This is a genomic window from Paenibacillus sp. KS-LC4 (assembly GCF_036894955.1).
Lineage (GTDB): Bacteria > Bacillota > Bacilli > Paenibacillales > Paenibacillaceae > Pristimantibacillus.
Genome location: NZ_CP145905.1, coordinates 6,185,701 through 6,209,553, shown reverse-complemented (window position 1 = coordinate 6,209,553; position 23,853 = coordinate 6,185,701). Strand labels below are relative to the sequence as shown.

21 protein-coding genes are annotated in these 23,853 nt (G+C 48.2%); 20 read left to right on the top strand and 1 reads right to left on the bottom strand.

Annotation, left to right across the window (positions count from 1 at the left end; all coding sequences use genetic code 11):
- The first annotated feature begins 151 nt into the window (after window positions 1-151).
- From V5J77_RS26310 to V5J77_RS26270, 9 genes are all read left to right on the top strand, one after another.
- Entirely contained in the window at window positions 152-1,438 is a 1,287-nt protein-coding gene (locus V5J77_RS26310; RefSeq protein ID WP_338553743.1) for an adenylosuccinate synthase, read from the top strand.
- 92 nt (window positions 1,439-1,530) lie between these two features.
- A complete protein-coding gene (locus tag V5J77_RS26305; protein ID WP_338553742.1) occupies window positions 1,531-2,079 on the top strand; it encodes an NAD(P)H-dependent oxidoreductase in 549 nt (182 codons plus the stop codon).
- A 98-nt stretch (window positions 2,080-2,177) separates the two neighbouring features.
- A complete protein-coding gene (locus V5J77_RS26300; RefSeq protein ID WP_338553741.1) occupies window positions 2,178-3,023 on the top strand; it encodes a hypothetical protein in 846 nt (281 codons plus the stop codon).
- A gap of 143 nt (window positions 3,024-3,166) precedes the next feature.
- A complete protein-coding gene (locus V5J77_RS26295; protein ID WP_338553740.1) occupies window positions 3,167-4,750 on the top strand; it encodes a peptidoglycan DD-metalloendopeptidase family protein in 1,584 nt (527 codons plus the stop codon).
- Window positions 4,751-4,985: 235 nt separating this feature from the next.
- Window positions 4,986-5,750 carry a response regulator YycF gene (gene yycF, locus V5J77_RS26290; protein WP_338553739.1) on the top strand — a complete coding sequence of 255 codons (765 nt, stop codon included), beginning with the start codon at window positions 4,986-4,988 and terminating at the stop codon, window positions 5,748-5,750.
- The gene (walK, locus tag V5J77_RS26285; protein ID WP_338553738.1) at window positions 5,747-7,591 is read left to right on the top strand and encodes a cell wall metabolism sensor histidine kinase WalK; all 1,845 of its coding nucleotides are present in this window, start codon (window positions 5,747-5,749) and stop codon (window positions 7,589-7,591) included. The genes yycF and walK overlap by 4 nt, the downstream gene beginning before the upstream one ends.
- Window positions 7,591-8,952 carry a two-component system activity regulator YycH gene (gene yycH, locus V5J77_RS26280; RefSeq protein WP_338553737.1) on the top strand — a complete coding sequence of 454 codons (1,362 nt, stop codon included), beginning with the start codon at window positions 7,591-7,593 and terminating at the stop codon, window positions 8,950-8,952. Before walK ends, yycH begins: the two co-directional genes overlap by 1 nt.
- Window positions 8,953-8,966: 14 nt before the next feature.
- On the top strand, window positions 8,967-9,704 hold the full coding sequence (gene yycI, locus V5J77_RS26275; protein WP_338553736.1) for a two-component system regulatory protein YycI: 738 nt from the start codon (window positions 8,967-8,969) through the stop codon (window positions 9,702-9,704).
- A gap of 45 nt (window positions 9,705-9,749) precedes the next feature.
- Window positions 9,750-10,556: an MBL fold metallo-hydrolase gene (locus V5J77_RS26270; protein ID WP_338553735.1), complete on the top strand. Its 807-nt coding sequence runs from the start codon at window positions 9,750-9,752 to the stop codon at window positions 10,554-10,556.
- Here the strand turns inward: V5J77_RS26270 and V5J77_RS26265 are convergent.
- Window positions 10,525-10,764: a hypothetical protein gene (locus V5J77_RS26265; RefSeq protein ID WP_338553734.1), complete on the bottom strand. Its 240-nt coding sequence runs from the start codon at window positions 10,762-10,764 to the stop codon at window positions 10,525-10,527. The two genes, V5J77_RS26270 and V5J77_RS26265, sit on opposite strands and share 32 nt — an antisense overlap.
- Window positions 10,765-10,948: 184 nt before the next feature.
- On the opposite strand from V5J77_RS26265, the gene V5J77_RS26260 reads away from it, so the two are divergent.
- From V5J77_RS26260 to V5J77_RS26210, 11 genes are all read left to right on the top strand, one after another.
- Window positions 10,949-12,295: a S1C family serine protease gene (locus tag V5J77_RS26260; RefSeq protein ID WP_338553733.1), complete on the top strand. Its 1,347-nt coding sequence runs from the start codon at window positions 10,949-10,951 to the stop codon at window positions 12,293-12,295.
- Between the two features lie 273 nt (window positions 12,296-12,568).
- Complete coding sequence (locus tag V5J77_RS26255) at window positions 12,569-12,736, top strand: CxxH/CxxC protein (protein ID WP_338553732.1); 168 nt, start codon at window positions 12,569-12,571, stop codon at window positions 12,734-12,736.
- A gap of 175 nt (window positions 12,737-12,911) precedes the next feature.
- On the top strand, window positions 12,912-14,525 hold the full coding sequence (locus V5J77_RS26250) for a plastocyanin/azurin family copper-binding protein (protein ID WP_338553731.1): 1,614 nt from the start codon (window positions 12,912-12,914) through the stop codon (window positions 14,523-14,525).
- 58 nt (window positions 14,526-14,583) lie between these two features.
- Complete coding sequence (locus tag V5J77_RS26245) at window positions 14,584-15,414, top strand: cupredoxin family copper-binding protein (protein WP_338553730.1); 831 nt, start codon at window positions 14,584-14,586, stop codon at window positions 15,412-15,414.
- A 61-nt stretch (window positions 15,415-15,475) separates the two neighbouring features.
- The gene (locus tag V5J77_RS26240) at window positions 15,476-16,045 is read left to right on the top strand and encodes a sigma-70 family RNA polymerase sigma factor (protein ID WP_338553729.1); all 570 of its coding nucleotides are present in this window, start codon (window positions 15,476-15,478) and stop codon (window positions 16,043-16,045) included.
- Between the two features lie 2 nt (window positions 16,046-16,047).
- Window positions 16,048-16,815, top strand: a complete 768-nt coding sequence (locus tag V5J77_RS26235; protein ID WP_338553727.1) for an anti-sigma factor — start codon at window positions 16,048-16,050, stop codon at window positions 16,813-16,815.
- Between the two features lie 298 nt (window positions 16,816-17,113).
- A complete protein-coding gene (gene mmuP / locus V5J77_RS26230; RefSeq protein ID WP_338553726.1) occupies window positions 17,114-18,487 on the top strand; it encodes an S-methylmethionine permease in 1,374 nt (457 codons plus the stop codon).
- Between the two features lie 124 nt (window positions 18,488-18,611).
- Window positions 18,612-19,640: a homocysteine S-methyltransferase gene (mmuM, locus tag V5J77_RS26225; RefSeq protein WP_338553725.1), complete on the top strand. Its 1,029-nt coding sequence runs from the start codon at window positions 18,612-18,614 to the stop codon at window positions 19,638-19,640.
- Between the two features lie 226 nt (window positions 19,641-19,866).
- Complete coding sequence (gene rlmH / locus V5J77_RS26220) at window positions 19,867-20,346, top strand: 23S rRNA (pseudouridine(1915)-N(3))-methyltransferase RlmH (RefSeq protein WP_338553724.1); 480 nt, start codon at window positions 19,867-19,869, stop codon at window positions 20,344-20,346.
- Between the two features lie 260 nt (window positions 20,347-20,606).
- Complete coding sequence (locus V5J77_RS26215) at window positions 20,607-21,344, top strand: HNH endonuclease signature motif containing protein (protein WP_338553723.1); 738 nt, start codon at window positions 20,607-20,609, stop codon at window positions 21,342-21,344.
- A gap of 176 nt (window positions 21,345-21,520) precedes the next feature.
- The gene (locus V5J77_RS26210; RefSeq protein ID WP_338553722.1) at window positions 21,521-23,293 is read left to right on the top strand and encodes an AAA family ATPase; all 1,773 of its coding nucleotides are present in this window, start codon (window positions 21,521-21,523) and stop codon (window positions 23,291-23,293) included.
- Window positions 23,294-23,853 lie beyond the last annotated feature (560 nt).

The following is a 23,853-nucleotide window of genomic DNA, read 5'->3' as shown; positions in this document are numbered from 1 at the left end:
TTCGTTTTTAGTTTGACTTCTATTTCGGGTACTGCTACACTAATATTGCTGTCTTCGTGTGTCACCCGCCGTTCTCTTGCGAAAGGGAAAGCCGGTGCAATAGAAGAACAGTAAATTTCGGTGTGTCTATACACCGGACGGGGGTATGTTTATGTCTACGGTTGTTGTTGTTGGTACGCAGTGGGGAGACGAAGGAAAAGGCAAAATTACCGATTATCTGGCTGAAGGCGCCGACGTCGTCGCTCGCTATCAAGGTGGTAACAATGCCGGACACACTATTCTCATTGACAATAAGAAATATAAACTGACGATGGTACCTTCGGGTATTTTTAATCACAATAAAGTGTGTGTCATTGGTAATGGTATGGTTATTAACCCTAAAGCGCTAATTGAAGAAATTAACTATATTCAAGAAAACGGGTTTTCCACTGAAAACTTGAAAATCAGTGATCGTGCCCATGTCATTATGCCATATCATATCGTACTTGATGCATTGGAAGAAACACGCAAAGGCGATAATAAAATTGGTACAACGGGCAAAGGCATAGGCCCTTGTTACATGGATAAAGCCGCTCGCAACGGCATTCGGATCGCCGACCTGATGGATGCAGAGGAGTTTGAGCAGAAGCTGCGCCGCCTTGTTGTCGAGAAAAACCAAGTGATTGAGCAAGTATTCGGCGGCGAGCCGCTGAACGCCGACAGCATCGTGGAGGAATACCTTGCATATGCTGAAGTGCTTCGTTCCTATGTAACGGATACTTCCGTTGTGCTTAATGATGCGATTGATGCGGGCAGCAAGGTGCTCTTCGAAGGCGCGCAAGGCGTTATGCTGGATATTGACCAAGGTACATATCCATTCGTAACTTCGTCGAATCCATCCGCTGGCGGCGTATGTATCGGTTCCGGCGTAGGCCCATCCAAGATCCAGCAAGTTATCGGCGTAGCTAAAGCCTATACAACACGTGTTGGCGATGGTCCATTCCCAACTGAGCAAAACAATGCTATTGGCGATCTGATTCGCGATAAAGGCCACGAGTATGGTACGGTTACTGGTCGTCCGCGCCGCGTAGGCTGGTTCGACAGCGTAGTTGTACGTCACGCTCGCCGTGTTAGCGGAATCACAGGCTTGTCGCTTAACTCGCTCGACGTTATGACAGGCATTGAGACGGTTAAAATTTGCACAGGCTACAAATATAAGGGGGAAATCATTACGCACTATCCAGCAAGCCTGAAAATGCTTGCGGAATGCGAAGCGGTATATGAGGAGCTTCCAGGCTGGTCCGAGGATATTTCTGACGCAAAAACGCTGGATGATCTACCAGTGAACACGCGCAATTACTTGAACCGTGTATCGGAGCTGACAGGTATTCCGATTGCGATTTTCTCAGTCGGCCGCAACCGCGAGCAGACAAACCCGGTTGTAGCTATATACGAATAGACGAATCCGCTAGACGGATAACCAGTAGGAGGACAGCTGAGAATGCTGTCTTCTTTCTTTTTTTCACAATAAGGGAAAAGGGATGATGAGGAATGAGCAAGGATATTCAGCTTTTGGCGATTTCGGGAAGCTTGCGTGAGAAGTCTTCCAACACGGCACTTATGAGCGCGATTATTGGACTGTCTGCCGAGCCTGTGCGCTTCAGCGTTTACAGCGGGCTGGGCGAGCTTCCGCATTTTAATCCTGATCTGGATATAGAGGAAGGGCCAGCAGCGGTTAGAGAGCTGCGCAAACAGCTAAAGGAGGCTGACGGCGTTCTCATCTGTACACCTGAATACGGGAATGGTGTCCCGGGCTCCTTAAAAAATGCGCTCGACTGGACCGTGTCCTCTGGCGAGTTCGTTAACAAAAGAGTGGCGGTTGTCACGGCATCTCCATCTCCAATGGGCGGGGATAAAGCCAATGCTTCGCTGCTGCTCACGCTGAATATGATTAATGCGCTGATCGTGGATCAAGGCACAGTCATGATTCCGCATATCGCTCTCAAAATGAATAAAGAATGCGTTATTACGGATGAAGGCACGAAGCAGCAACTGCTCGCTATGCTGGCTAGTCTAGCGCGGCCCAATTCTCTTGAATAAAAGAGTCTCTCAGCGCTGAGCAGCGGTTATGCGCCCTTTCTCTTGTCCATAATGGTAAAAGAAACCATTATTGAAATAGGTCAAGCAGGAAGGGCAAGGTGAAGAGCATGTGGAAGCTGACGGGGTGGCTGGCGAAAACGGTGGCAGCGGGAATCATTATAAGCTTTTTGTCGATTTGGACGACAGGCTATATTGTGAGCAGTTATGTGGATACGATTTTGAAGCAATATAATTTACCCTTGGAAGTAAAGCCAATGGCGTTGACCGGATTATGGGGAAAAATGTGGGGCGCTGATCCGTTGATGGCGGATACAGGCGGCTCTAAGGGACAGTCTGGCGCCTCGCAGGCCGGTAAGGATGTCTCAGGGGCGAATAGCAGCAGCTCGGCTGTGCAAGGAGAGACAGGAGCTCAGAAGCCCAGCGGGGAGGTTTCCTCAGACGAGGGCGCAGCAGCAGGGGAAGGGGCAGATTCTCCGCTTGCCGTCGATGCTTTCGGTCAGCAAGCGGAGCCGCCGCTTACGGATATTGGCATTGGCGGCGGAACGAAAGCGGGCGGCGGTTCGGCCTTAGGTATAGGTGCAGGCGGCACGGAAAGCGGGATTGAGGGTGGCGGCACAACGAACGGTGATATGGAAGAAGCGGATGGGGAGCAGCCTTTAGTACAGTCGGGGCAGAGTGAAGAGGGAGCCTCCATCGACGGTACGGAAACAGCCGTTACGACGGATCAGCTGAACCAGGTCAAAAGCCAAATGAGCGACACAGACAAGTCGGAGCTGTTCGGATTATTAATGACCAAGCTGCCCCAAGAAGCGTGGCAGACAATATCCGGCTATATGGAAAATGGCCTTACAGATCAAGAGCTTACAGCGCTTCAACAGGTCATTTCCCAGCATTTGAGCAAGGAAGAGTACGAGCAAATTATGAGTATTCTGAAGAAATATTAATATTAGGCAGTAATCAGAGAGGTTGCTCCTCGTGTTAAGGCTATGTTAAAGTAATAGTCGGGTGTTCTGACGGGCCAAATGGCCCGGATATGAATCGGAAGACCTAATTATGATAGCGGCATTAAGGCGAGAAGGAGACGATCATGACCGATTTTAGGGCAACGGGTCGGATCCGAAAGGCGTGGAATACATCCATTGAGTTCTTTCGGCAATTCCGAACACAAGACTCGAAAGGCATCAATCAGCAACCGACCGCAGCAGTGCAAGCGACATCAACATCGACAATAGCAGCTACTAAAGCAGCTACTAACTATAAGAAACCTTTCATCCTTGCAGGCGGAATTATCGCGATTTTGGCAGCAGTCGGAATTGGCGGTATACAATATATTAAGGCTAACACGAATGACTATTATCACTTATATATGAACGGCACCGAAATCGGGACGGTTGGCAGTCCGCTGGAGGTTGGAGCGCTGCTTGAGCAGAAGGCATCCGAAGCACAGCAGGCAACACCAGATATTCCAATCTTGGTGGATTCAGGTCAGCTTACATATACGAGTACAAGTGCATACAAAGGTGCCCCGGATACGCAGCAGACGCTTGCGAAGCTGGAGGGCCTGCTTACAACCCACGCTGTTGGCGTAGAGGTGAAGGTAAATGGCAAAGTAATCGGTATTGTGAAAAACCAAGAAGCAGCAGATGCTATACTGGCGCGTGTGCAGAGCAAATATGCACCGAAAAAGGTGGCGGAGAAGGAATCGACGAAGGTTCGTGCACTCGCTTTTTCACCAGAGGAAGCAGAGGCGGACAAGCATACACCTAAGGCAGGCAAGGAGCTGATGGATGTCGCTTTCGTAGAGAAGGTGGAGACGGATGCGGTATCGACTTCGCTGAGCGAAATTGTCTCAGACAATGATATGTACAAGCTGCTCGTAGAGGGCACAGTTAAACCAACAAAATATACGGTAGCACAAGGCGATTGCGTAGGCTGTATCGCTCAGAAATTTGATATTTCACCGCAAGTAATTTATGAGAATAACAAAGGCATTGAAGATGATATGATCAAGGTTGGAGATGTACTTGATCTTACGGTTCGCCAGCCGGAGCTGTCGGTACGGACAACCGAGAATTTGACGGAAATCGTTACGATTGACCCGCCAACCGAGGTTCAGCAAAATGATGACATGCGCGTTGGAGAATCCAAGCTGATCAGCGCAGGCGTCAGCGGCTCCAAAAGCCTGACCTACAAAATCGTGAAAGAGAATGGTTACCTAATCAGCGAAGAGCTGATAGACCAGCAGGTGATTAAGGAAGCTATTCCAACTGTAATGATGAAGGGCACGAAGGTCATTTTGGGTGAAGGAACGGGCTTATTCTCTTCTCCAGTATCGAGCTATTCGGTGTCCAGCACGTTCGGACAGCGTTGGGGACGGATGCATAAAGGCATCGACATGACGGGCAGCAAAACGATTACAGCAGCTGACAATGGCGTTGTTAGTTTTGCGGGCACGAAGAACGGCTATGGCAACGTAGTCATTATTGACCATAAGAACGGATATGAAACGCTGTACGGGCATCTTGATTCGATTAGCGTCAGCGTAGGCGATATATTAGAAAAAGGCGATAAATTAGGTATTATGGGAAACACGGGACGGTCATACGGCGTCCACCTTCATTTTGAAATTCATAAAGACGGGGAGCTTCAAAACCCGTTGAAATATTTATAATCGGACTTATACCATTAGGGGGAGTGCTGCCGAAGCGAAAGCTTGCGGGGGCGCTCCCTTTTATTATTTTAAAAATATAAGCAGCTATAACCTTGACACCAAGCGCATGAAGGAACTTTAATTGGGAACTGTGTAGGGCAGTATGGTAAGATAGTATTGCTATGTATATAAAGTTTTACCCTAATGTGTAGGAAGATCAAACAGATCCAATTAGGAAGCGACAGGCGGTGTGACGATGCACGGAAAAATTTTAGTGGTCGACGACGAACAGCCGATTGCAGATATATTGAAGTTCAACTTGGAGAAAGAAGGCTACGAGGTCATTTGTGCTTTCGACGGCGGACAAGCTGTGGAGCTTGCCTTCTCAGAGAAGCCGGATTTAATGCTGCTCGATCTGATGCTTCCAGTGAAGGATGGCATGGATGTGTGCCGTGAAGTTCGCGCGAAGCTGCATATGCCGATCATTATGCTGACGGCGAAGGATACGGAAATTGATAAGGTGCTTGGCCTAGAGCTCGGCGCGGATGATTATGTGACGAAGCCGTTCAGTACCCGCGAGCTGCTGGCCCGAGTGAAGGCCCATCTAAGACGGCAGCAGAAGTCGGCTGAGGTTACGGTAAGCGCGGCAGGCGCGCAGGGCGCGGACAGCGGACAGGATGCGGAGCAGGAGAAGCAGGGCCTGCGTCTGTTTAATTTATTTATTGATACCGATATGTATGTTGTGTACAAGGACAACCAGCCGCTGGATTTGACGCACCGGGAATACGAGCTTGTGTATTATATGGCGCGCAACAGCGGCAAGGTCATGACGCGGGAGCATTTGCTGCAGGCGGTATGGGGCTTTGAATATTTTGGCGACGTGCGGACAGTAGATGTAACGATCCGAAGGCTGCGCGAGAAGATTGAGGATGATCCGAGCAGGCCGGAGTTCATTATGACAAGGCGCGGGCTGGGTTATATGATGCGAAGCACGAAGCCGGGAGGTTACGGTTACGTATGATGGTGCGGCGGTTTTTTCGCACGATCCAGGTGAAGCTGGTTATTATTTATTTGCTGCTGATTTTGGTGGCGATGCAGCTTATTGGCGTTTATTTTATCAGTACGGTCAAGACGTCGCTTACAGACAGCTTCACGAATAACCTCAAGGAGCAGGCCGATATTTTGTCCAAGCTGGCGGCGCGACACTTGTCGATCAAGCCGGGCGGCGATCTGGATACGAATGCAGAGAGCGCAGAGGGGCTCAGCCTCGTCGTTCGCAACCTGTTCAGCATAAGCGGCACAGAGGTGCAGGTGCTCGATGCGAATGGCAAAATCGTTGCGACGTCTGTTCAGGTGCCGGAATCCTATGTAGGCAAGAAAAATCCGTCGCTTGCGGTGAGCCGGGCATTGGTCGGCATTCCAGAGAACGAGGAAGAGATTATTGACGAAAATAATGTCCGAAAAAAAATCATCGCGCTGCCGGTAACAGGCAACGACAATGACAATGTGCTCGGCGCTGTCTATATGGTCGCGTCGATGGATAGCCTGTATGACACGGTTAATCGGGTCAATCAGATTTTTTTCTCAGGAACGCTTATCGCTTTAGGGCTAACGGGAGTGCTGGGCATTTTGCTGGCTCATACGATCACGAGCCCGATTCAAGGACTGACCCGGCAGGCAACAGCGGTCGCTGAAGGGAAGTTCGATCTCAAGGTGCCCGTTCTGGGCGATGATGAAATCGGGCGGCTCAGCATGGCGTTTAATGATATGACGATTCGGCTGAAGGAGGCGCTGTCGGTCAATGAGGAGGAGAATGAGAAGCTTAATTCCATTCTCTCGAATATGAGCGATGGCGTTATTGCGGCCGATGAGCACGGGAAGGTCATTGTCTGGAATCGGCGGTCGCTGGAAATGCTCGATCGCAAAACCTGCGAAAATTGCAGCCTGACCGAGCTGCTTGCGCTGCCTCAGCAGCGCTTGGACGAGCTGCGCCAGGGCAAGGAGCAGACGCTCATTCTCGACCGGGGCGAGGAGGCGGAAATGGATGAGGCCGAAGGGATAATGCGAGTCACCTTTACACCTATTCACCGCCGGGATAAAGGGACGACGGGAACGATCGTCGTCTTGCAGGATGTCACCGAGCAGGAGAAGCTGGAGCAGTCGCGCAGGCAGTTCGTTGCGAATGTGTCCCATGAGCTTCGGACGCCGCTGACGACGATCAAGAGCTATGCAGAGGCGCTGAATGACGGTGCGCTAGCAGAGCGAGAGCTGTCGGAGCGCTTCGTCGGTGTTATTAGCAATGAGACGGAGCGGATGATTCGGCTCGTCACCGATCTGCTGCATTTGTCGCGGCTGGATTCCAATCAGGCGCCAATGCGGCGCAGGCAGACGAACATCCACGACATGCTCGACGAGGTGGCGGATCGGTTCTCGTTCCAGCTGCGCCAGAAGTCGATACGGGCTTCTATTCAGGTCGAAAGCGAGCTGAAGGACGCTTGGCTGGACCGTGATCAGATTGATCAGGTGCTGGATAATCTGTTTTCCAATGCGATTAAATACACGCTGGACGGCGGCAAAATTCAGCTGAGCGCCCGCAAGCAGGAGCAATCGCTAATCGCGATTAGCGTCAAGGATACGGGAATTGGCATTCCGAAGCGGGATTTGCAAAAAATCTTCGACCGCTTCTACCGTGTAGATAAGGCGCGCTCGCGCAATATGGGCGGAACAGGGCTCGGCTTATCCATTGCCCGGGAAATCGTCAAAGCGCATGGCGGCACGATTTCGCTTGAATCGGAGCTGAATGTCGGGACGACGGTTACGTTCACGCTGCCGATGCTGGAAGAGGACGGTGAGCGAAGCTAATGGAACGGGCGAAAACGATGCTATTAATTTTTTTGGTCGCCTTCAGCCTTATACAAAGCTATTTCCTCGCTTACAGCATGCCAGGGCTTGGGGCTACGGTACGGACGGAGCAGGACTACATTAATGCGGAGCCGCTTGGTGAAGAGACGACAGTGGAAAATGTTGTTTTTCCCGATGAGCTGATCATCCACTTTGGCGGGGACAAGCATACGGTGCTGTATCCGGGCATGACCTTCTATAATATGATTCTCAAGGACCGCATACAGGGCCGCGAGTTTAAAGGGTTTCAGCGCAGTCCAATTGATGTTATGGATTGGGAGCAGGTGCGTAAAAGGGATGCGGGTGTGGAGCTGCGCTTCCAAAATGGCGTACCGGTTGATTTGCTGCGCAAGCTGCTGAAGGTGCAGGGCGACATTATGTTTTTGAATGAGACGATTGACCGCATCTGGATTTTTAAAACGAGCAATACGGAAGAGGTGCGAACCTTCTTCTTTAGCGAGGACGGGGATATCGTCTATGAATCGGTTCAGGCCGACTTGACGGTTCGCGATGTGCAGGATTACGTCGGCTTCGGGGAATATCAGACGAATTATCAGTATGCGGACGGCGATCTTTATATTCCGGATAAGCCGCTTCAGGCGGTGGAAATCGTGTATCCGTATACGGTTTATTCCGCCGATGTCGTGCAGCGCAACTTGTTTTTCGATCCGGGCACAACAAAGGCGCTCAAGGATCGAAGCGGCGCTCAAATCTATACGGACGGCAAACGCGGTCTCCAAGTGGAGCAGAGCGGCAACTGGATGATTTATACCGATCCGGCGGCGTCAAAGAGCGCAGATAATATTTTGAGCGATAATGTGTATGCCGCAGTAGAGTACGTGAATCAGCATGGCGGCTGGGATGGCACACATCGCTTCGTTAATCCTGTACTGGATGCGGACAGCAAGCAGGGCAGAACGGTGCTGTTCCAGCAGTACTTGGAGCAATATCCGGTTTTGGAGGCCGCCGGCTTTCAGTATGGCTGGATTCGGCTGATTTTGCAGCAGGGCGTGGTGACGGAGTACAATCGTTCGCTGATTACGCTTGGCAATCAGGCAGAAACGCGGGAATCGCGCTATTTGCCGGGTGGCGATGATTTACGCGGTGCTTTGGAGCATTACGCAAAGCTATCTGAGGTCACAAGCCTGTTCCCGGCACTTCAGGCGGTGCCGAAGGAAGGCAGCAAGCTGGATTTTGTCCCCGTATGGGGTGTGAGGCTTGCAGATGGCACGCAGGACGTGCTGATGGAGGCTTATCCAACAGGCTACATTCCGCTGGAGGTAACGACCGGTGCTGAAGGATCGGCTGGAGCGGCCAAGTAGGAGGTGAGAGGCGTTTGGATTGGAGCAGAGCGAAAAGTGTGCTAATCGGCAGCTTCCTGCTGCTAAATATTTTGCTTGGCTATCAGGTATGGCTGGAGGTGCGGGAGCAGTTGGACATTAACAATCACTCTGCGGAGCTTCCACCAGACACCGTCGCGGTGATGAAGCAGAAGCGCATCGAGCTGAACGCCAACTTGCCGCTTGAAACGCCAAGCATGCGTGATTTAACTTACCAGCTCAAGTCGCTAAGTCTGGAGAAGCAGGAGATTGTGAAGCTGGAGACGCCAGTGGATAGACGAATCGTATTCTCACAAACGGATTTGCTCGCTGCGCTAGGCAATCAAATTCCTGATATTGAGCTATACGCTTTCGATCCGCTCGGCAGCAAGGCAGGCGTATTCGTCTTGTACCGAATGGTTGATAACCGGCCGCTGTTCGAGGTCAAGCTGGAGCTGTATTACAGCAATCAGAAAATTACGGGTTTTAAGCAGTCGCGCATTGAGGTGCTGGATAGCAATGATGTCAAGCAGCAGATGGTGCTGCCGGCGGCGAAGGCGGTAGCGCCGTTCATTGAGCGGAATTTGCCGGATGGCTCGGTTATTACCGATATTCAGCTCGGCTATCATGGACAGACGTTTGATACGGACATGCAAGTATCCGCTCCTTATTGGCGAGTGCTGGTAGAGGATGCGGATCGCCCTTATTATATCCATGCGGTAAGCGGTGAGGTTGCCCAGGATAAGGAGCAGTAGGTACTTGCCATGCTCAAGAGGGAGAAAGGATAGGACGAGGCGGAAATGGGACTATGGTTTACAGTACTGGCAAGCGGTTCAACGGGGAATGGAACAATTATCAATAATGGCGACAAGATGGTACTCGTCGATGCAGGGCTTAGCGCCAAAAAAATGGAGGAGCTCATGAAGGAGCGCGGAGTGTTCGGCCATCAGCTGGATGCGCTGCTCGTCACGCATGAGCACTCCGATCATATTAAAGGGCTTGGTGCATTTGCACGCAAGCACGAGCTGCCTATTTATGCGAATGAAGCGACCTGGGGCGCGATGGAGCGGCATGTTGGCAAAATTGATGCCGATAAGCGCATTGTGATCGAGACGGGAGATACGCTTCATTTTGGCTCGCTGCAAGTACAGTCTTTTCCGATTTCGCATGATGCTGCGGAGCCGGTGGGCTATACGTTTGTCGATCAGGGCGTTAAGCTGAGTCTGGCGACCGACCTCGGTTATATGAGCGATAAGGTGAAGCAGGCGATCATTGATTCGGATGTGCTGGTACTGGAATCCAATCATGATACGGAGATGCTTCGTATGGGGCGTTATCCATGGAATACGAAACGGCGCATTTTAAGCGACGTCGGACATTTATCCAATGTAGCGGCTGGGGAAGCGCTCTGCGAGCTGCTGACGGACCGCACTAAGCGGGTGTATTTGGCCCATCTTAGCCTTGATCATAATTTAATGGACTTAGCGATGCTAACCGTTAATAATATATTAGAAGACAACGGAATTTTCTTCAAAAAAGAGGATTTTCCGCTGCGTCATACGTATCACAACAAGCCTACTGAATGGGACGAAGTGAAGAAGAAATAAGCTTCTGAAGCTGTTCATCCATTTGCCCGTCAAGCTGGCTAGTCTTGGCTTGTAATTCCTCTAGTGTAATAATGCCTTTCTCTAGCAGAAGCTCTAGCAATGCGCTTAACGTTAGAACGGTACGATAGTGCTCCTCTTTCAGATCTGCAAGCATCGCGCCAAGCTGAACATGCTCCCAGGCGGACGGGATGGAGGAAGGCTTTTTCATTAAAATCAAGCTCCTTTGGCTAGAGGATAGAAGACGAATGCTCCATAAAATTTTCAGCTGTACAATGTAATCTATTATTATTCTAGTCCAATCTTCCGAAATTATTCCTAGTAGCATGAATATGGATCGAGAGATATACCAAAAAAGTCTTGATGTCGGCCGGACATCGAGAGGAGAGATAGATATGGGATTATTCGATGACGATTTCTATTCGACGAAGGTGTCCAGACGTACACGCGCCTTCAGCAAGGAGCGGCGCATCTTGTCGAGCAAGCAGACGAGGCGGAATTGGTCCAGTGTGCGCATTGCCTTTATCTCTTCATCCACGAGTGCAATAGCGGCAGTGCTGCTGTTCGGGCTGTTCTTTAATGGTGGAGTTGGCAGCAGCCCCAAAGTGCAGGCGGTTTCAACGGCGAAGATGTCGGGTGACAGCGAATCGCTGGAAATGAAGACGATTCAGGCTTCGGCGAAGGTGAGACCTGCTGTCGTGAGCGTCATTAATGAGCAGCGTCAGGTGTTCAGCATGGGCACTCCGAATGAAGAGAGCGAAGGCAGCAAGGACGCAGGCAAAGAAGGCGCCGAGAAGAACAGCTTGCAGCAGGCGGGCGTTGGTTCAGGGTTTATTTTCAAAAAAGAAAATGGCAAAGCCTATATTATGACAAACTATCATGTCACCGTCGATGCGGACGCTCTTAAAGTGACGCTCATTAGCGGCGAGCAGCGCGAGGCGAAAATGGTTGGCGAGGATCAAATTTCGGATATGGCTGTTTTGGAAATCGACGATAAGGGCATTGATACCGTTGCAGAAATTGGCGATTCCTCTGCCTTGCAGCCGGCCGAGTTCGTCATTGCTATCGGCAATCCGCTCGGCTTGGGCGATTCCTTATCTATGGGTATCGTGAGCAAAACCCGTCAAATTGTGCCTGTTTCGCTGAATCAGGATGGCAACTATGATTGGGAGCAAGAGGTTATTCAAGTGGATGCGTCCATCAACCAAGGCAACAGCGGCGGCCCGCTCATTAATCTCGATGGTCAGGTTGTCGGCATCAACAGCATGAAAATCGCCGATATTGGCGTGGAGGGGCTAGGCTTCGCCATTCCGACGAACAATGCGATGCCAATCGTCAGCGATCTACTCGCCAAAGGCTATGTGCCGCGTCCGTATTTGGGCGTGTACACGATGGACTTGGCGCAATATTTTGCACAGCAGGGCGGCAGCGCTGGAGGTAAAGCCGGCGGCTCGAAGGATGACGGCGATGAAGAGGCTGAAGGAGCGGGGCAGCTTATTTTGCCGGACAATGTTCGTGCTGGCGTCATCGTGCTCGAGGCGGTTGGTCCAGCGAAGGATGCTGGCCTCGTCTTCAATGATGTGATCGTCAAGCTGGATAAGCAGGCCGTTGGCAGTACGATGGAGCTGCGGAGGTACCTTTATTCCAAGAAGCATATTGGCGATAAAGTGGAAGTGACCTTCTATCGGGATGGCAAGCTGACAACGGCGCAATTGGATTTAACCGATAAGGTGCAACAATAAAAAATCGTCATCCGATTAAGGGGAGCGGTCGTGAACAGGAGGAGCCTGTTGCGGCGGCTCTTTTTTTAAAATATAAGAATTTATATGTTTCACATCATAACTGGGCTTATATTTCTCGGAATGAAACACGCCGCGCCGTCAGAGGATGGCGAAGCCGTTTCACCTAGGGCCAATAGGTTCGGGCTTCACATTATGCAGGTTGTTTGTTATGCTAACGGAAGGCAAAGGGACAACACCCTGATTAAATCAAGCAGAAGAGGAAGCGAACCAACTATGTATTGTGTATGCAAAAAACACGTGGAGCTAGCGATTGATAAGTTCGTTGATGAGTACGAGGACGCGCCGGATATCGTAGATTTGAAGGAAACGGAATTTGCTGACTGGGACCCGCCGCGAAAATGCGATTTATGCGAGGATGGGGCACTGTTTCTTGTCGTATAGCATGAGTTTAATGATCCATTATTGAAAATAGGAAGAAAATAAGGGGCGTCCCTCAGTCATACATATGACTCTAGGGACGGCTCTTTTTCATGTTTTTTTGCGGAATGGCAAACCGAGTTTATCTTGCGGGCGTTATCTCCTAATAGAAGCTATTTTTAGATGGGAGAATGATGAAATGAGAAGAAGAAAAAGCTTGATTATCTATTTTGTACTTTGTGCGCTTCTTGCAGTGCCATTTGCCACGGCGACTGCTGCGGAGGAAGGTCAGAAGGCGGGCGAGCAGGTGCAGACCTACGCTCAAACGGCGGAGTCGCTTGGCTTGCTGGTTGGAGAGGGACAAGGCGTGACCAAAGCTTATCTGGCCAAAAAGAGCACCCGAATCCAGGCAGCACTTATTTCGCTTCGTCTGCAAGGCAAGCTTGCGGAAGCTCACGCTTATAAAGGCAGCCGTACCTTTGCGGATGCAAATCTGGCAGGAAAGAGCAATCAGCCGGTGCTTGCTTATTTAAAGGATCACCCGCAGGCAGGCTGGTCCGGCTCGGGTGGAGCGAAGTTCGACCCGCTCTCACCGATTAGCTCGCAGCAGCTGTATAAGGCAATATTAGAGGCAATAGGCTACAAGGCTGGGGGTGACTTTCAATACAAAGACACCGAATCCTTTGCCGCTGGCAAAGGTCTTGTCCAGATTTCTGGAACGGCCGCATTGACCAACAGCCATATCGCTACTGCGCTGATCGAAGCACTCTCAGCAACTACAGCTCATGGGCATTCGCTGCTCGATATGTTGAAAGCAGAAGGGGTAATTAAGGACACAGCGCTGGCCAGCAGCGAGCAGATTGCCTTGCGTTCAAATGAGAAGCTAGGCACCTATTTTACTGACGGCAAAGGACGCGCCTTGTATTTGTTCACGAAGGACGCGCAGGATCTGAATGCTTGCACAGGCTCATGTATGGAGAATTGGCCGGTATTGACCTCCGAGCATTTGCAAATTCCGACATCGCTTAACGCAGCTGATTTCACTACGCTGACACGCAAGGACGGTACGAAGCAGTGGATGTATAAGGGCTGGCCGCTGTATTACTTCATAAAGGATTCGAAGCCGGGCGATGTACAGGGTGAAGCGGTTGCGGATGTTTGGTTTATAGCCAAGCCGGATTACTCCGTCATGCTAGGAACGAACAGTGTGCTGGGTCATTATTTGACAGATAGCATGGGACGCACCTTGTACTATTTTGACAACGATGCTCCACAGACAAGCGGATGTGAAGGTCAATGTCTTGTTAATTGGCCAGCATACAGCATTGCAGGAGGCAGTGTGCCATCCACCTTGTCCAAGGCCGATTTTGGCTCCATTAAGCGAGTGGACGGAACAACTCAGGCAACCTACAAAGGCTATCCGTTATATACATTTATTGCGGACAAAGCCCACGGCGATACGAATGGACAAGAGGTGAATAATGTCTGGTTCGTAATCAATCCGGCAAAATTTACAGGTACGACTGCTGGGAAAGCGGCTGCTTCAGCTACACCGACAGCCAAAACGTATCGTGTTGATATTAAGGATTTTTCTTTTGGTTCAGGCCCCTTAACGGTGGAGGCTGGATCGACGATCATCTTCACGAACCTAGACGATATGAAGCATAATGCAGTGGCCAAGGATGGCTCCTTCGCCATTCCTCTCATAAGTAAAGGTGAATCGGCTTCCATTAAGCTTGATAAGCCAGGAACGTATAATTATTTTTGCGAGCCCCACAAAAATTTTATGACCGGCCAAATTATTGTAAAGTGAGGGATAGATCATTATAAAGCATATTCGAATAACAGCCTCTTGGCTGACGGTAGCTGCGATGTTGTTTGTAGCTGCTTGTGGAAGCTCGGGTACATCCTCGGAATCTAATGCTAATCAGGTGCCAGCAAGCAGCAGCCCTACAATAGAAGCATCGCCAGAAGGAAATCAGACGGGAACAGCAGCTGAGACAAATGCTGAGACTAACACCCAAAACGGCAATGAAGAGACTAAAATGGAAAATCAGCCTCATAAAGAGCATGAAGCTAAACCAAGCGATGCAGCTCAAACCGATAAGCCGGATGAAATAGCTGCCGAACATGCAGCCAAGCCGTCGTCAACAGCGAGCACGGAGGAAACAAAGGGCGATGGAAGCGGAACGATGTCGGGTCACAAGACGTCGGGTCACAAGGACACGAGTGCAAAGGAAACGTCAGCTAAAAGCGGCCAAGCAGCAGCATCTGAGAGCCCGCAGGACAAGGTGAGCGTAAATAAGCCAACACCAACACCAACATCAACACCAACACCAACACCAACGCCTAAGCTTAAGCCCGTTGCTACACCAGAGGCGAGTGCCAGCAGTGCAACAGCTGCATCCTCCAAGCCTACGGAGACGCCGAATGTAAAGCGTGCAAGTGTTACGCATGTCGTTGAAATTGTAGACTTTGCCTTTTCGATTGCCGAATTGGATATTAGGGTCGGCGACAAGGTGGCGTTTATTAATCGGGATAAAATGAAGCATACAGCAACCGCGGATGATAAATCCTTTGATACGGGTCTGCTGGGTGAAGGTGAGAAGAAGGTCATTACCTTTGACAAAGAAGGGGATTTCAGCTATTTCTGCACCCCTCACCCAGGCATGACAGGCTTAATTAGGGTGACAGCCGGCTGACCATTTGCTTTAAATAGAAAAATAAAAAATTTATACTATGCCGACTTGGGGGACCTGCGGTATGCGGAATCATTCCGATTATGAACTGATGCTGCTCGTAAAGCGAAAGCGGCATGATGCTTTGTCCGAGTTATATGACCGCTATGCGGTGTTGGTATATTCCTTTGCCCGAAAAGCGGTGAGAGACGAGCAGGCCGCCCGTGAAATTGTACAATCTGTTTTTGTACGGCTGTGGACGACAGAATCAGAGTATCAATCTGAAAAAGGGCAATTTAAGAGCTGGCTGCTCACAATAACCCGAAATCTAGCAACGGATTGGCTGCGCAAGCAGCGCAGGCAAGGGAATGATGTGGTTTCTTATCTCCCAGAGGAGCTGGAGCAGTTTGTTGATAAACAGGCTGCTTCGCCGGAGGAATATGTGGAGCGTGAATCGCTGAAGGCTCAGCTCCAAAGCGCCTACCGTTTTCTGTCGAAGCAGCAAATTGAGCTGTTGGAGCATTTTTATTGGCATGGATATAGCCTGAGCGAGTTAGCTGCCCGTTATAAGGAGCCGCTTGGAACCGTCAAGAGCAGATTGCATCAAGCATTAAAAATATTACGCAGACATCTGGCAGTTGAAGGGGAGGGATGACAGTGGAGGAAAAGAAGCTTTGTGAATGGATGCTAGAGGTCTTATCAGGAACCTGCACCGAGGAGGAACGGCTTGCCTTTGAACGGCATCTCTCGGGCTGTGAAGCGTGCCGGATCGAAATGGAAGAGCTGCGTATGGCATGGGAGGCAATTCCTGTCGATATGGAATGGTTAGAGCCGCCAATAGATTTGAAGCAGCAGGTGATGGATGCGGTGCTTGCGGCCGATGAGCAGCAGGGTGCGGAACAAGCAAACAAGATGAACGGGACAAACAGGATAAGCTGGCGTAAGCGACGGATAAGACCTTATATGGCTGCATCAGCCATATTGCTATTCATTATGCTGACCGCCAGCTTGCTCGGAAATGTATGGCTGTATCAGGAAAAATCAAGTCTTCCGCTGTCTATTGCTCAAGCGCTGAGCTTGCCTGCCTCCGAAATACAGCAAATGGTGCTGCTGGAGACGGTGGGGCAGCCGGGGGGTAGCTCAGGCGTAGTGTGCGTTGTGGGAAGCGGACAGAATACGCAGTTCGTTGTCTATTTGTTTGGTGCTGAAAAAACCGTTGGAGAAGAGTCTTATCAAGTATGGCTGGTTAAGGACGGCGTTCGTCAGAGCGCTGGAACGATGCGCGTCGCCAACGATCAGGGTGTTGCTGTATTGGCCGTACCCCTAGCCTCGGAGACGCTGTCATTTGACTCCATCGGTATTACGCTGGAGCCGGATGATCACGGTGCCCAGCCAAGGGGCAAGCAAATATACCGCTCAGTCTAACGGGCAGCAGGCGGGAGTATTGTCAATTTAGAGGAGTAAGCAAAAGGGGCGTCCCAAAGTCATCTCCATGACTTAAGGGATCGCCCCTTTACCTATTGCTCAGCAGCTATGCCGTTCGGAGCGCTGAGATTCCAAAATGATTAACATTGACACGAACCTGACAGCCCGATATATTGAATTTAGCTTGCAGCAGGGGCCGGAGCCGTTTAAAATCCGCCAATGCGGATTTGTTGGCAGCGCATTCTTTTTCAAAAGAAAAAGAGGTGCTTGTCTGAATATGATACCTAGGAGAATGAACGTGGACAATGGAAGTAAGCAGCAGTTTCAGCGAAAAATGCAAGCGAGGCACATCGTTATGCTCTCGCTTGGCGGTGTAATTGGGACGGGCTTGTTTTTAAGCTCCGGTTATACGATTCAGCAGGCAGGGCCATTTGGCGCGATTTTGTCCTATCTGGTTGGTGCCGTTGCGGTATATCTCGTTATGCTGTGCTTGGGCGAGCTATCTGTGCATATGCCAGAGACTGGAGCGTTTCACAGCTATGCGGCAAAATATATAGGCCCGGCTACTGGCTACACGGTTGCTTGGCTATACTGGCTCACCTGGACGGTAGCGTTAGGCTCGGAATTTACGGCGGCAGGGCTGCTTATGCAGCGCTGGTTTCCTTCGGTTAATGTATGGATCTGGAGCGCATTGTTTGCTGCCCTCATATTTGTGTTAAATGCTCGCTCGGTACGTTTTTTTGCGGAGTCGGAATTTTGGTTCTCCTCTGTAAAGGTTGTCACGATTGTGTTGTTTATTGTTATCGGAGCGGGAGCGATGTTCGGCATTGTGCCAATGGCGGCTTCGGAGCCAGCGCCCTTATTCTCAAATATTACGAGCGCAGGGTGGTTCCCGAACGGGGCGTTTGCGATTTTATTGACGATGCTAGCGGTCAATTTTGCTTTCTCCGGCACGGAGCTCATTGGGATTGCAGCGGGAGAATCGGTTAATCCCGAGAAGACGATTCCGAAAGCGATTCGCACGACGCTGTTTCGCCTCGTTATTTTTTTCATCGGAACGATCGTGGTGCTGTCGGCCTTGCTGCCGATGTCGGAGGCGGGGGTAACGGAAAGTCCCTTCGTGACGGTAATGGAGCGGGTTGGTGTGCCGTATGCGGCGGATGTAATGAACTTTGTTATTTTGACCGCGATTTTGTCGGCGGCGAACTCGGGATTGTATGCGTCCTCGCGAATGCTGTGGTCGCTGGCTGACAAGAAGACCATCTCGCCTATGTTTGCCAAGCTGACGAAGCAAGGTGTGCCGCTGAATGCGGTAATTTTGAGCATGGTAGGTGGTGCGCTCGCGCTGCTCTCCAGCATTGTTGCACCGGACACGGTATATATTGCGCTGGTATCCATATCGGGGCTGGCGGTTGTCGTCGTCTGGATGAGCATTAGCGCTTCGCAGTTTATGTTCCGCAGACAGTACGTCCGCGAGGGGAACTCGGTGGACAAGCTGGCGTACCGGACGCCGTGGTATCCTTTTGTACCGATTGCCTCGTTCTTGCTATGCCTGGCGTCCTGCATCGGGATTGCCTTTGATCCGACACAGCGGGTTGCGCTGTATTGCGGGATTCCGTTTATTGCGCTGTGCTACGGCAGCTATTATGCGTTTTATCGTGTGAAGAAGTAGAAGTGAGGCTGGAAGTGACTTGAAGTAACCCTAAAGTGACTCCAAGAGACTTTAAGTGACGGGAAATATAGAGCTGAAAGAAAAAGAGTTCGATAGATAGTAGGAACAGGGGAGGAAAAACGTTATGGGAAAGCCTAACGGTACTGCGCACAATGTTATAGAAGATATTTTGCAAAAGCATGAGATTATGGTGCTGGATGGCGCAATGGCGACGGAGCTGGAGCGGCATGGCTGCGATCTGAATGATGCGCTGTGGTCGGCGCAGGTGCTGCTGTCACAGCCTGAGCTAATTTATCAGGTACATCTGGATTATTACCGCGCAGGAGCGGATTGCGCGACGACGTCGAGCTATCAGGCGACGGTGGATGGTTTTCGCAAGCGCGGGTTTAGTGAAGAGGAAGCTTTGAAGCTGATCAAAAGCACAGTAGAGCTTGCGCGGAAGGCGCGTGATGAATATTGGGAGCAAGAGGTTGCAGGTGCTGCTGATGGTGATCAAGTGGGGAATGGTGCTAGTGAGCAGGCGGCATCTACGCGAGATGCTAAGTCTGTTAGCAGGCCAAAACCGCTTGTAGCCGCATCCATTGGCCCATATGGCGCTTATTTGGCGGATGGCTCGGAGTATGTCGGCAACTACGGCGTATCGGATGAGGTGCTGACGGAGTTCCACCGTCCTAGAATGGCGGCGGTTATAGAGGCTGGCGCTGACCTGCTGGCGTTCGAGACGGTTCCTTCCCTTCAGGAGGCCAGAGTGCTGGATGCCTTGCTGAAGGAGTTTCCGGGCGTGTATGCGTGGCTATCGTTTTCATTGAAAAATGAAACGGCGATCAGCGAAGGTACTCCGCTGGCGGAATGCGCGGCTGCTTTCGCAGATAGCGAGCAGATTGCCGCAATCGGCATGAACTGCGCCCCCGGCGCTGTCGTGACGGAGGCAATTAAGGTGCTTCGCGCTCACTCGCAGAAGCCGATTATTGTTTATCCGAATTCGGGAGAAAGCTATAATCCGGAGACGAAGACTTGGCATGGCGAGGGCAGCTGCCCGAGCTTCCTTGAGGAAGCAGAGGGCTGGTACGAAGCCGGCGCCCGTATTATTGGAGGCTGCTGCCGGACTTCGCCGCAGCAGATTGAAGCGGTCGCGAGAAAATGGCGAGCTTGAGCTGCTTTTTTTTGAAAGCCGGAGTCTGATGGGTATTAGTGAGTAGTAGTGCCTATTGGATATACTGGGATATTGTTTAGGTTTTTGATTCATAAGGTCAGCCAGAGGACGGTCTGGTTGGCCTTTTTTCTGAGCTTACACAAGTGTTTTTGCCGCGGGCGGATGGTATGATGGGGAGTAATAGGACAAGCCGATGATCAGGCTGTGAATAAAGGAGAAGTTGTCAGTGCAAATACAGATTATTTCAGTCGGTAAGCTAAAGGAGAAATATTTAACGCAAGGGATCGCGGAATACGCAAAGCGCTTGGCTCCGTATGCGAAGCTCACGCTAGTTGAGGTAGCGGATGAGAAAGCGCCCGAGCAGCTTAGTGCGAGTGAAGAGCAGCAGGTAAAGGCGAAGGAAGGCGAGCGAATTCTGAGCCATATTAAGCAGGATACGTACGTTATCGCAATGGCAATTGAAGGCGAAATGTGGACGTCGGAGCAATTGGCGAAGCATGTCGAGGAGCTTGGCACGTATGGGAAAAGCCAGATCGCTTTTGTCATTGGCGGTAGCTTGGGGCTCGCTGACGAAGTCATGCGCCGCGCTAATATGAAGCTGTCTTTTGGACGGATTACCTATCCGCATCAGCTGCTCCGTCTTGTGCTGACAGAGCAGGTTTATCGGGTGTTTAAGATTGTGCGGGGGGAGCCTTATCATAAATAGGGCGCAAAATTTGAGTGATAAGAAGGGTTTAGAGACCTTCCAAAGTGTGAAGAAAGGTGCTATAGAAATATGGTTATCCCTCTAGAGATAGGATCTAGTGGGATTTTTGTGCCACCTAAAACGAAAATGTTTACCAATTTCATGGTATGATTGTACTTATTCAAGCTATATGTTCCATTAAAAACTCGGGATGAAATATAAAAATTTTATTTGTAGGACATTAGTTGAGGTCACTTTTAAGGGAGGTAAGCGATAATTCCATGTCGATCTCAGATAAGACTAGAAAGATACTATGGGGTAGATCAGGAAATAGATGTTCCATATGCAAGCTTGAACTAATTATTGATGAGACTGAAAAAGATGATTCGTCAATTGTCGGTGAGGAATGCCATATTATTTCTGGGCAGAAGAATGGGCCTAGACATGATTCAAACCGTCCTAAAGATAAAATAGATACTTATGATAACTTAATTCTGTTATGTCGTATTCATCACAAGATGATTGATGACCAACCTGAGACGTTTACCGAAGATATTATTAAACAAATTAAAGTGAATCATGAGCTTTGGGTATCTAAAAGACTTGACCAACAAGAAGACAAACCTCCGAGAATTAAAAGAATTAAGGAAAATATTCCTGAAAAGTTACCTAGAGTTACAACCGGAAAAGAAATCATTAATATTTTGGATAGAGCAATGGGATATGAATTTGATCATGATGAACCCAGAAATGAACCTGAGGTTGAATTGATTTCAGGCTTTTTACAATACATGCATGATTTTGGGGACTTACTTAGCGATTTTGAATCAGGTGAAAGAGTTAGATTCGGTTTTGAAATAACCAAACTGATCAAAGAATTATTAGACAATGACTATTACGTTTTCGGTGCACGTGAAGTCAGAGTGCTAGAGGGGGGAAAGGGGGCTCCATCAAGTTTTCCTATAGCGATTGTATATGTGAAGCACAAAGATAATTTACTGATGCAGAGCGCAAAATAGTCAAACTTATTGTAGCCGATTTTATTAGCCTTATACCTTGTTTATAATTCGTATTTTCTGTTCTGTCTGTGAAATAGTTCGTTGATGAGTAGGCCGACACATCCGAACACATCCGTCATATTTCGTGAATATGAGCGTTTGATGATTTAATGAACAAACTAAAGGAGTGTGGGAATATGAGCTATATTCGCATTAAAAGAATAGGCGTTAAGAATTACAGATCCTTTAACGAAGAGGTAAATGTTAGTTTTCCAGACGGAAATTATAAAAAGCCGGTTGCTATAGTTGGGTATAACAACTCAGGAAAAACTAATTTCCTAAATGCAATTTTATATGGAATTACTGAAAAATATATAACGAAGGATACCTTTACTATTAATGATTTTCATAACCGTAATTACGAAAATGTGCCTCAAATTTCTACAGAAATTAAAAGTAGTATTGAAGTAAAAGTAGATGGAAATCCAGCAGAACTTTCAGGGTATCATTTTTTGGAGATAACACTAGATGGTATTGAGATAGAAAGTGCTAAAATTTTATCATATAAAAATCTGGGTAAAACAGACCGAAACCGTGATGCATCTGGCGCTTCTAAATATTTTAAAATTTTTTATGTAAATTTTCATGAGGTGAAAAAGGAACTAGCGACCAAAAAGACGGGTTGGGGAAACCTATCTTCATTTTTGGCTAAACATATAAAGAGTATAGTTGACAATGATGAGATTATGTTAGGGAAAAGAGAAGCCTTTAAAAAGGACATAGAAGGTTCAACTGAAAGAATTCTTGTAGGTTCAAAATTAAACGAATTCCTTGATAAAATACAAACTAATTATTCGAACAATTTACGGCAAAATAAGTGTCATATTGAATTCGGATTACCAGAGTATGAAGATATTTTCTTAGAGATGATATTTAAAATAGGTCTAAATGGGGATATGGAAAACCTTATTCCAATTGACCACTTTGGGGACGGATACATTTCTATGTTCGTTATGGCGGTTGTCCAAGCTATTGCGGAGAGTAACGAAAGAGATAAATGTCTTTTTTTGTTTGAAGAACCCGAAAGCTTTTTACATGAAAATCATCAAGAGTATTTTTATAAAACAGTTCTATGTGGCCTAGCTGAGAATGGTCATCAGGTAATATATACGACTCATTCTGAAAAAATGTTAGATATTTTCGATACTAGAGGACTGATTCGTTTTGAATTTAATGATACAAGTAAACAAACAGTACTAAAATACAATAAGCCTGATAAGGAACTTTCCGAATTAGACGAAGAAGAAGAGCTACTTTCTGAAATTAAAGATTACAATAATTATATAAAATTAATAGAACCGAACCTTAATAAAATAATATTTAGCCAAAGAGTCATACTTGTAGAAGGTCCAAATGATTTGATGACTTATAAAGAAATAATAAAGAAAAAGGTACTCGAAATTACGGGGGATGAAAAGTACGCTGAAACATATTTAAATTTTAATAACATATCAATAGTTCCGCATCATGGCAAGATAACAGCAACGTTTTTGATTAGACTATGCAAGCACCTTGGCATAGATTTCTTTTGTATTAATGATTTTGATTTTGAGGATGACTTCGTTTCAACATTAATGTTTGACTCCCTTGATGAGCTTAAAGAAAGTAAAGTGTATAAGGAGCAAGTATCAGTATTTAAGGCATTTAACGCAAAAGGTAATTCACTGAGTGATCAAACGAAACGAGGCATGATAACTACAAATTGGAGACTAATTAATGAGGCTTCTTTAAATAATTTACATTTTAATATTCCGAAATTAGAATCTGCAATCGGATATGAATCCAATGATAAAAATAGCTCAGGGATTTGGAATGCATTAAAAAGAAAGTCTGATTTTGGTGAAGACATATTTCCAAAATCACTGGAGCAATTTATAGGACTAAATAATCTCAAAAACAAGCAAAAATGACTTTACAAAATACAGCTGTTTTGGGTCAAGATTCTTCTATACAAAAATAGCTCAAACCTCAAAGTGGCGAAATAAACATGCCTGTAGGGAGTTGTGATTATCATAGTAGGGATGACTGACAAACTTGACTGCAATTCCAAACACCAAAGATTGGGGTTAGCAAATATTCTGAGCTTGCGAGGCAGGCTCCTTTCGCATTTTTGCCGATAGCCCCGTTATGGAGAACCTTATTATAAATAGTGGTAAAATAGAGAGTGGAGTTAAAGGTGGAAGCGGCGATGCTGCAACTTCATATTGGAGCTTAGTGATTTAATTCATAAAATCGGGCATTAGAGCAATAAATAAATTTTAGTTTACAGAATCACTGAACATCTTAGCGTTACTTTGAGACCAAGCACTTGCATGAAATGATTCTAAAGGGCTATATAAATTTTGATTACTGGGCCAATTGGTTGGATACATCACCTAATTTGTGGTATGATTAAAATGACTTTCCAAAATAAGAAATGAGACATTATCTTTCAAAATACAGCCTATAATTGAGAGTAAGTACATAGAGC

Coding starts and splice junctions, on each gene's coding strand:
- V5J77_RS26310 (WP_338553743.1), top strand. CDS start 152: ATGTCTACGGTTGTTGTTGTTGGTACGCAGTGGGGAGACGAAGGAAAA.
- V5J77_RS26305 (WP_338553742.1), top strand. CDS start 1,531: ATGAGCAAGGATATTCAGCTTTTGGCGATTTCGGGAAGCTTGCGTGAG.
- V5J77_RS26295 (WP_338553740.1), top strand. CDS start 3,167: ATGACCGATTTTAGGGCAACGGGTCGGATCCGAAAGGCGTGGAATACA.
- yycF (WP_338553739.1), top strand. CDS start 4,986: ATGCACGGAAAAATTTTAGTGGTCGACGACGAACAGCCGATTGCAGAT.
- walK (WP_338553738.1), top strand. CDS start 5,747: ATGATGGTGCGGCGGTTTTTTCGCACGATCCAGGTGAAGCTGGTTATT.
- yycH (WP_338553737.1), top strand. CDS start 7,591: ATGGAACGGGCGAAAACGATGCTATTAATTTTTTTGGTCGCCTTCAGC.
- V5J77_RS26270 (WP_338553735.1), top strand. CDS start 9,750: ATGGGACTATGGTTTACAGTACTGGCAAGCGGTTCAACGGGGAATGGA.
- V5J77_RS26265 (WP_338553734.1), bottom strand. CDS start 10,764: ATGAAAAAGCCTTCCTCCATCCCGTCCGCCTGGGAGCATGTTCAGCTT.
- V5J77_RS26260 (WP_338553733.1), top strand. CDS start 10,949: ATGGGATTATTCGATGACGATTTCTATTCGACGAAGGTGTCCAGACGT.
- V5J77_RS26255 (WP_338553732.1), top strand. CDS start 12,569: ATGTATTGTGTATGCAAAAAACACGTGGAGCTAGCGATTGATAAGTTC.
- V5J77_RS26250 (WP_338553731.1), top strand. CDS start 12,912: ATGAGAAGAAGAAAAAGCTTGATTATCTATTTTGTACTTTGTGCGCTT.
- V5J77_RS26245 (WP_338553730.1), top strand. CDS start 14,584: ATGTTGTTTGTAGCTGCTTGTGGAAGCTCGGGTACATCCTCGGAATCT.
- V5J77_RS26240 (WP_338553729.1), top strand. CDS start 15,476: ATGCGGAATCATTCCGATTATGAACTGATGCTGCTCGTAAAGCGAAAG.
- mmuM (WP_338553725.1), top strand. CDS start 18,612: ATGGGAAAGCCTAACGGTACTGCGCACAATGTTATAGAAGATATTTTG.
- V5J77_RS26215 (WP_338553723.1), top strand. CDS start 20,607: ATGTCGATCTCAGATAAGACTAGAAAGATACTATGGGGTAGATCAGGA.
- V5J77_RS26210 (WP_338553722.1), top strand. CDS start 21,521: ATGAGCTATATTCGCATTAAAAGAATAGGCGTTAAGAATTACAGATCC.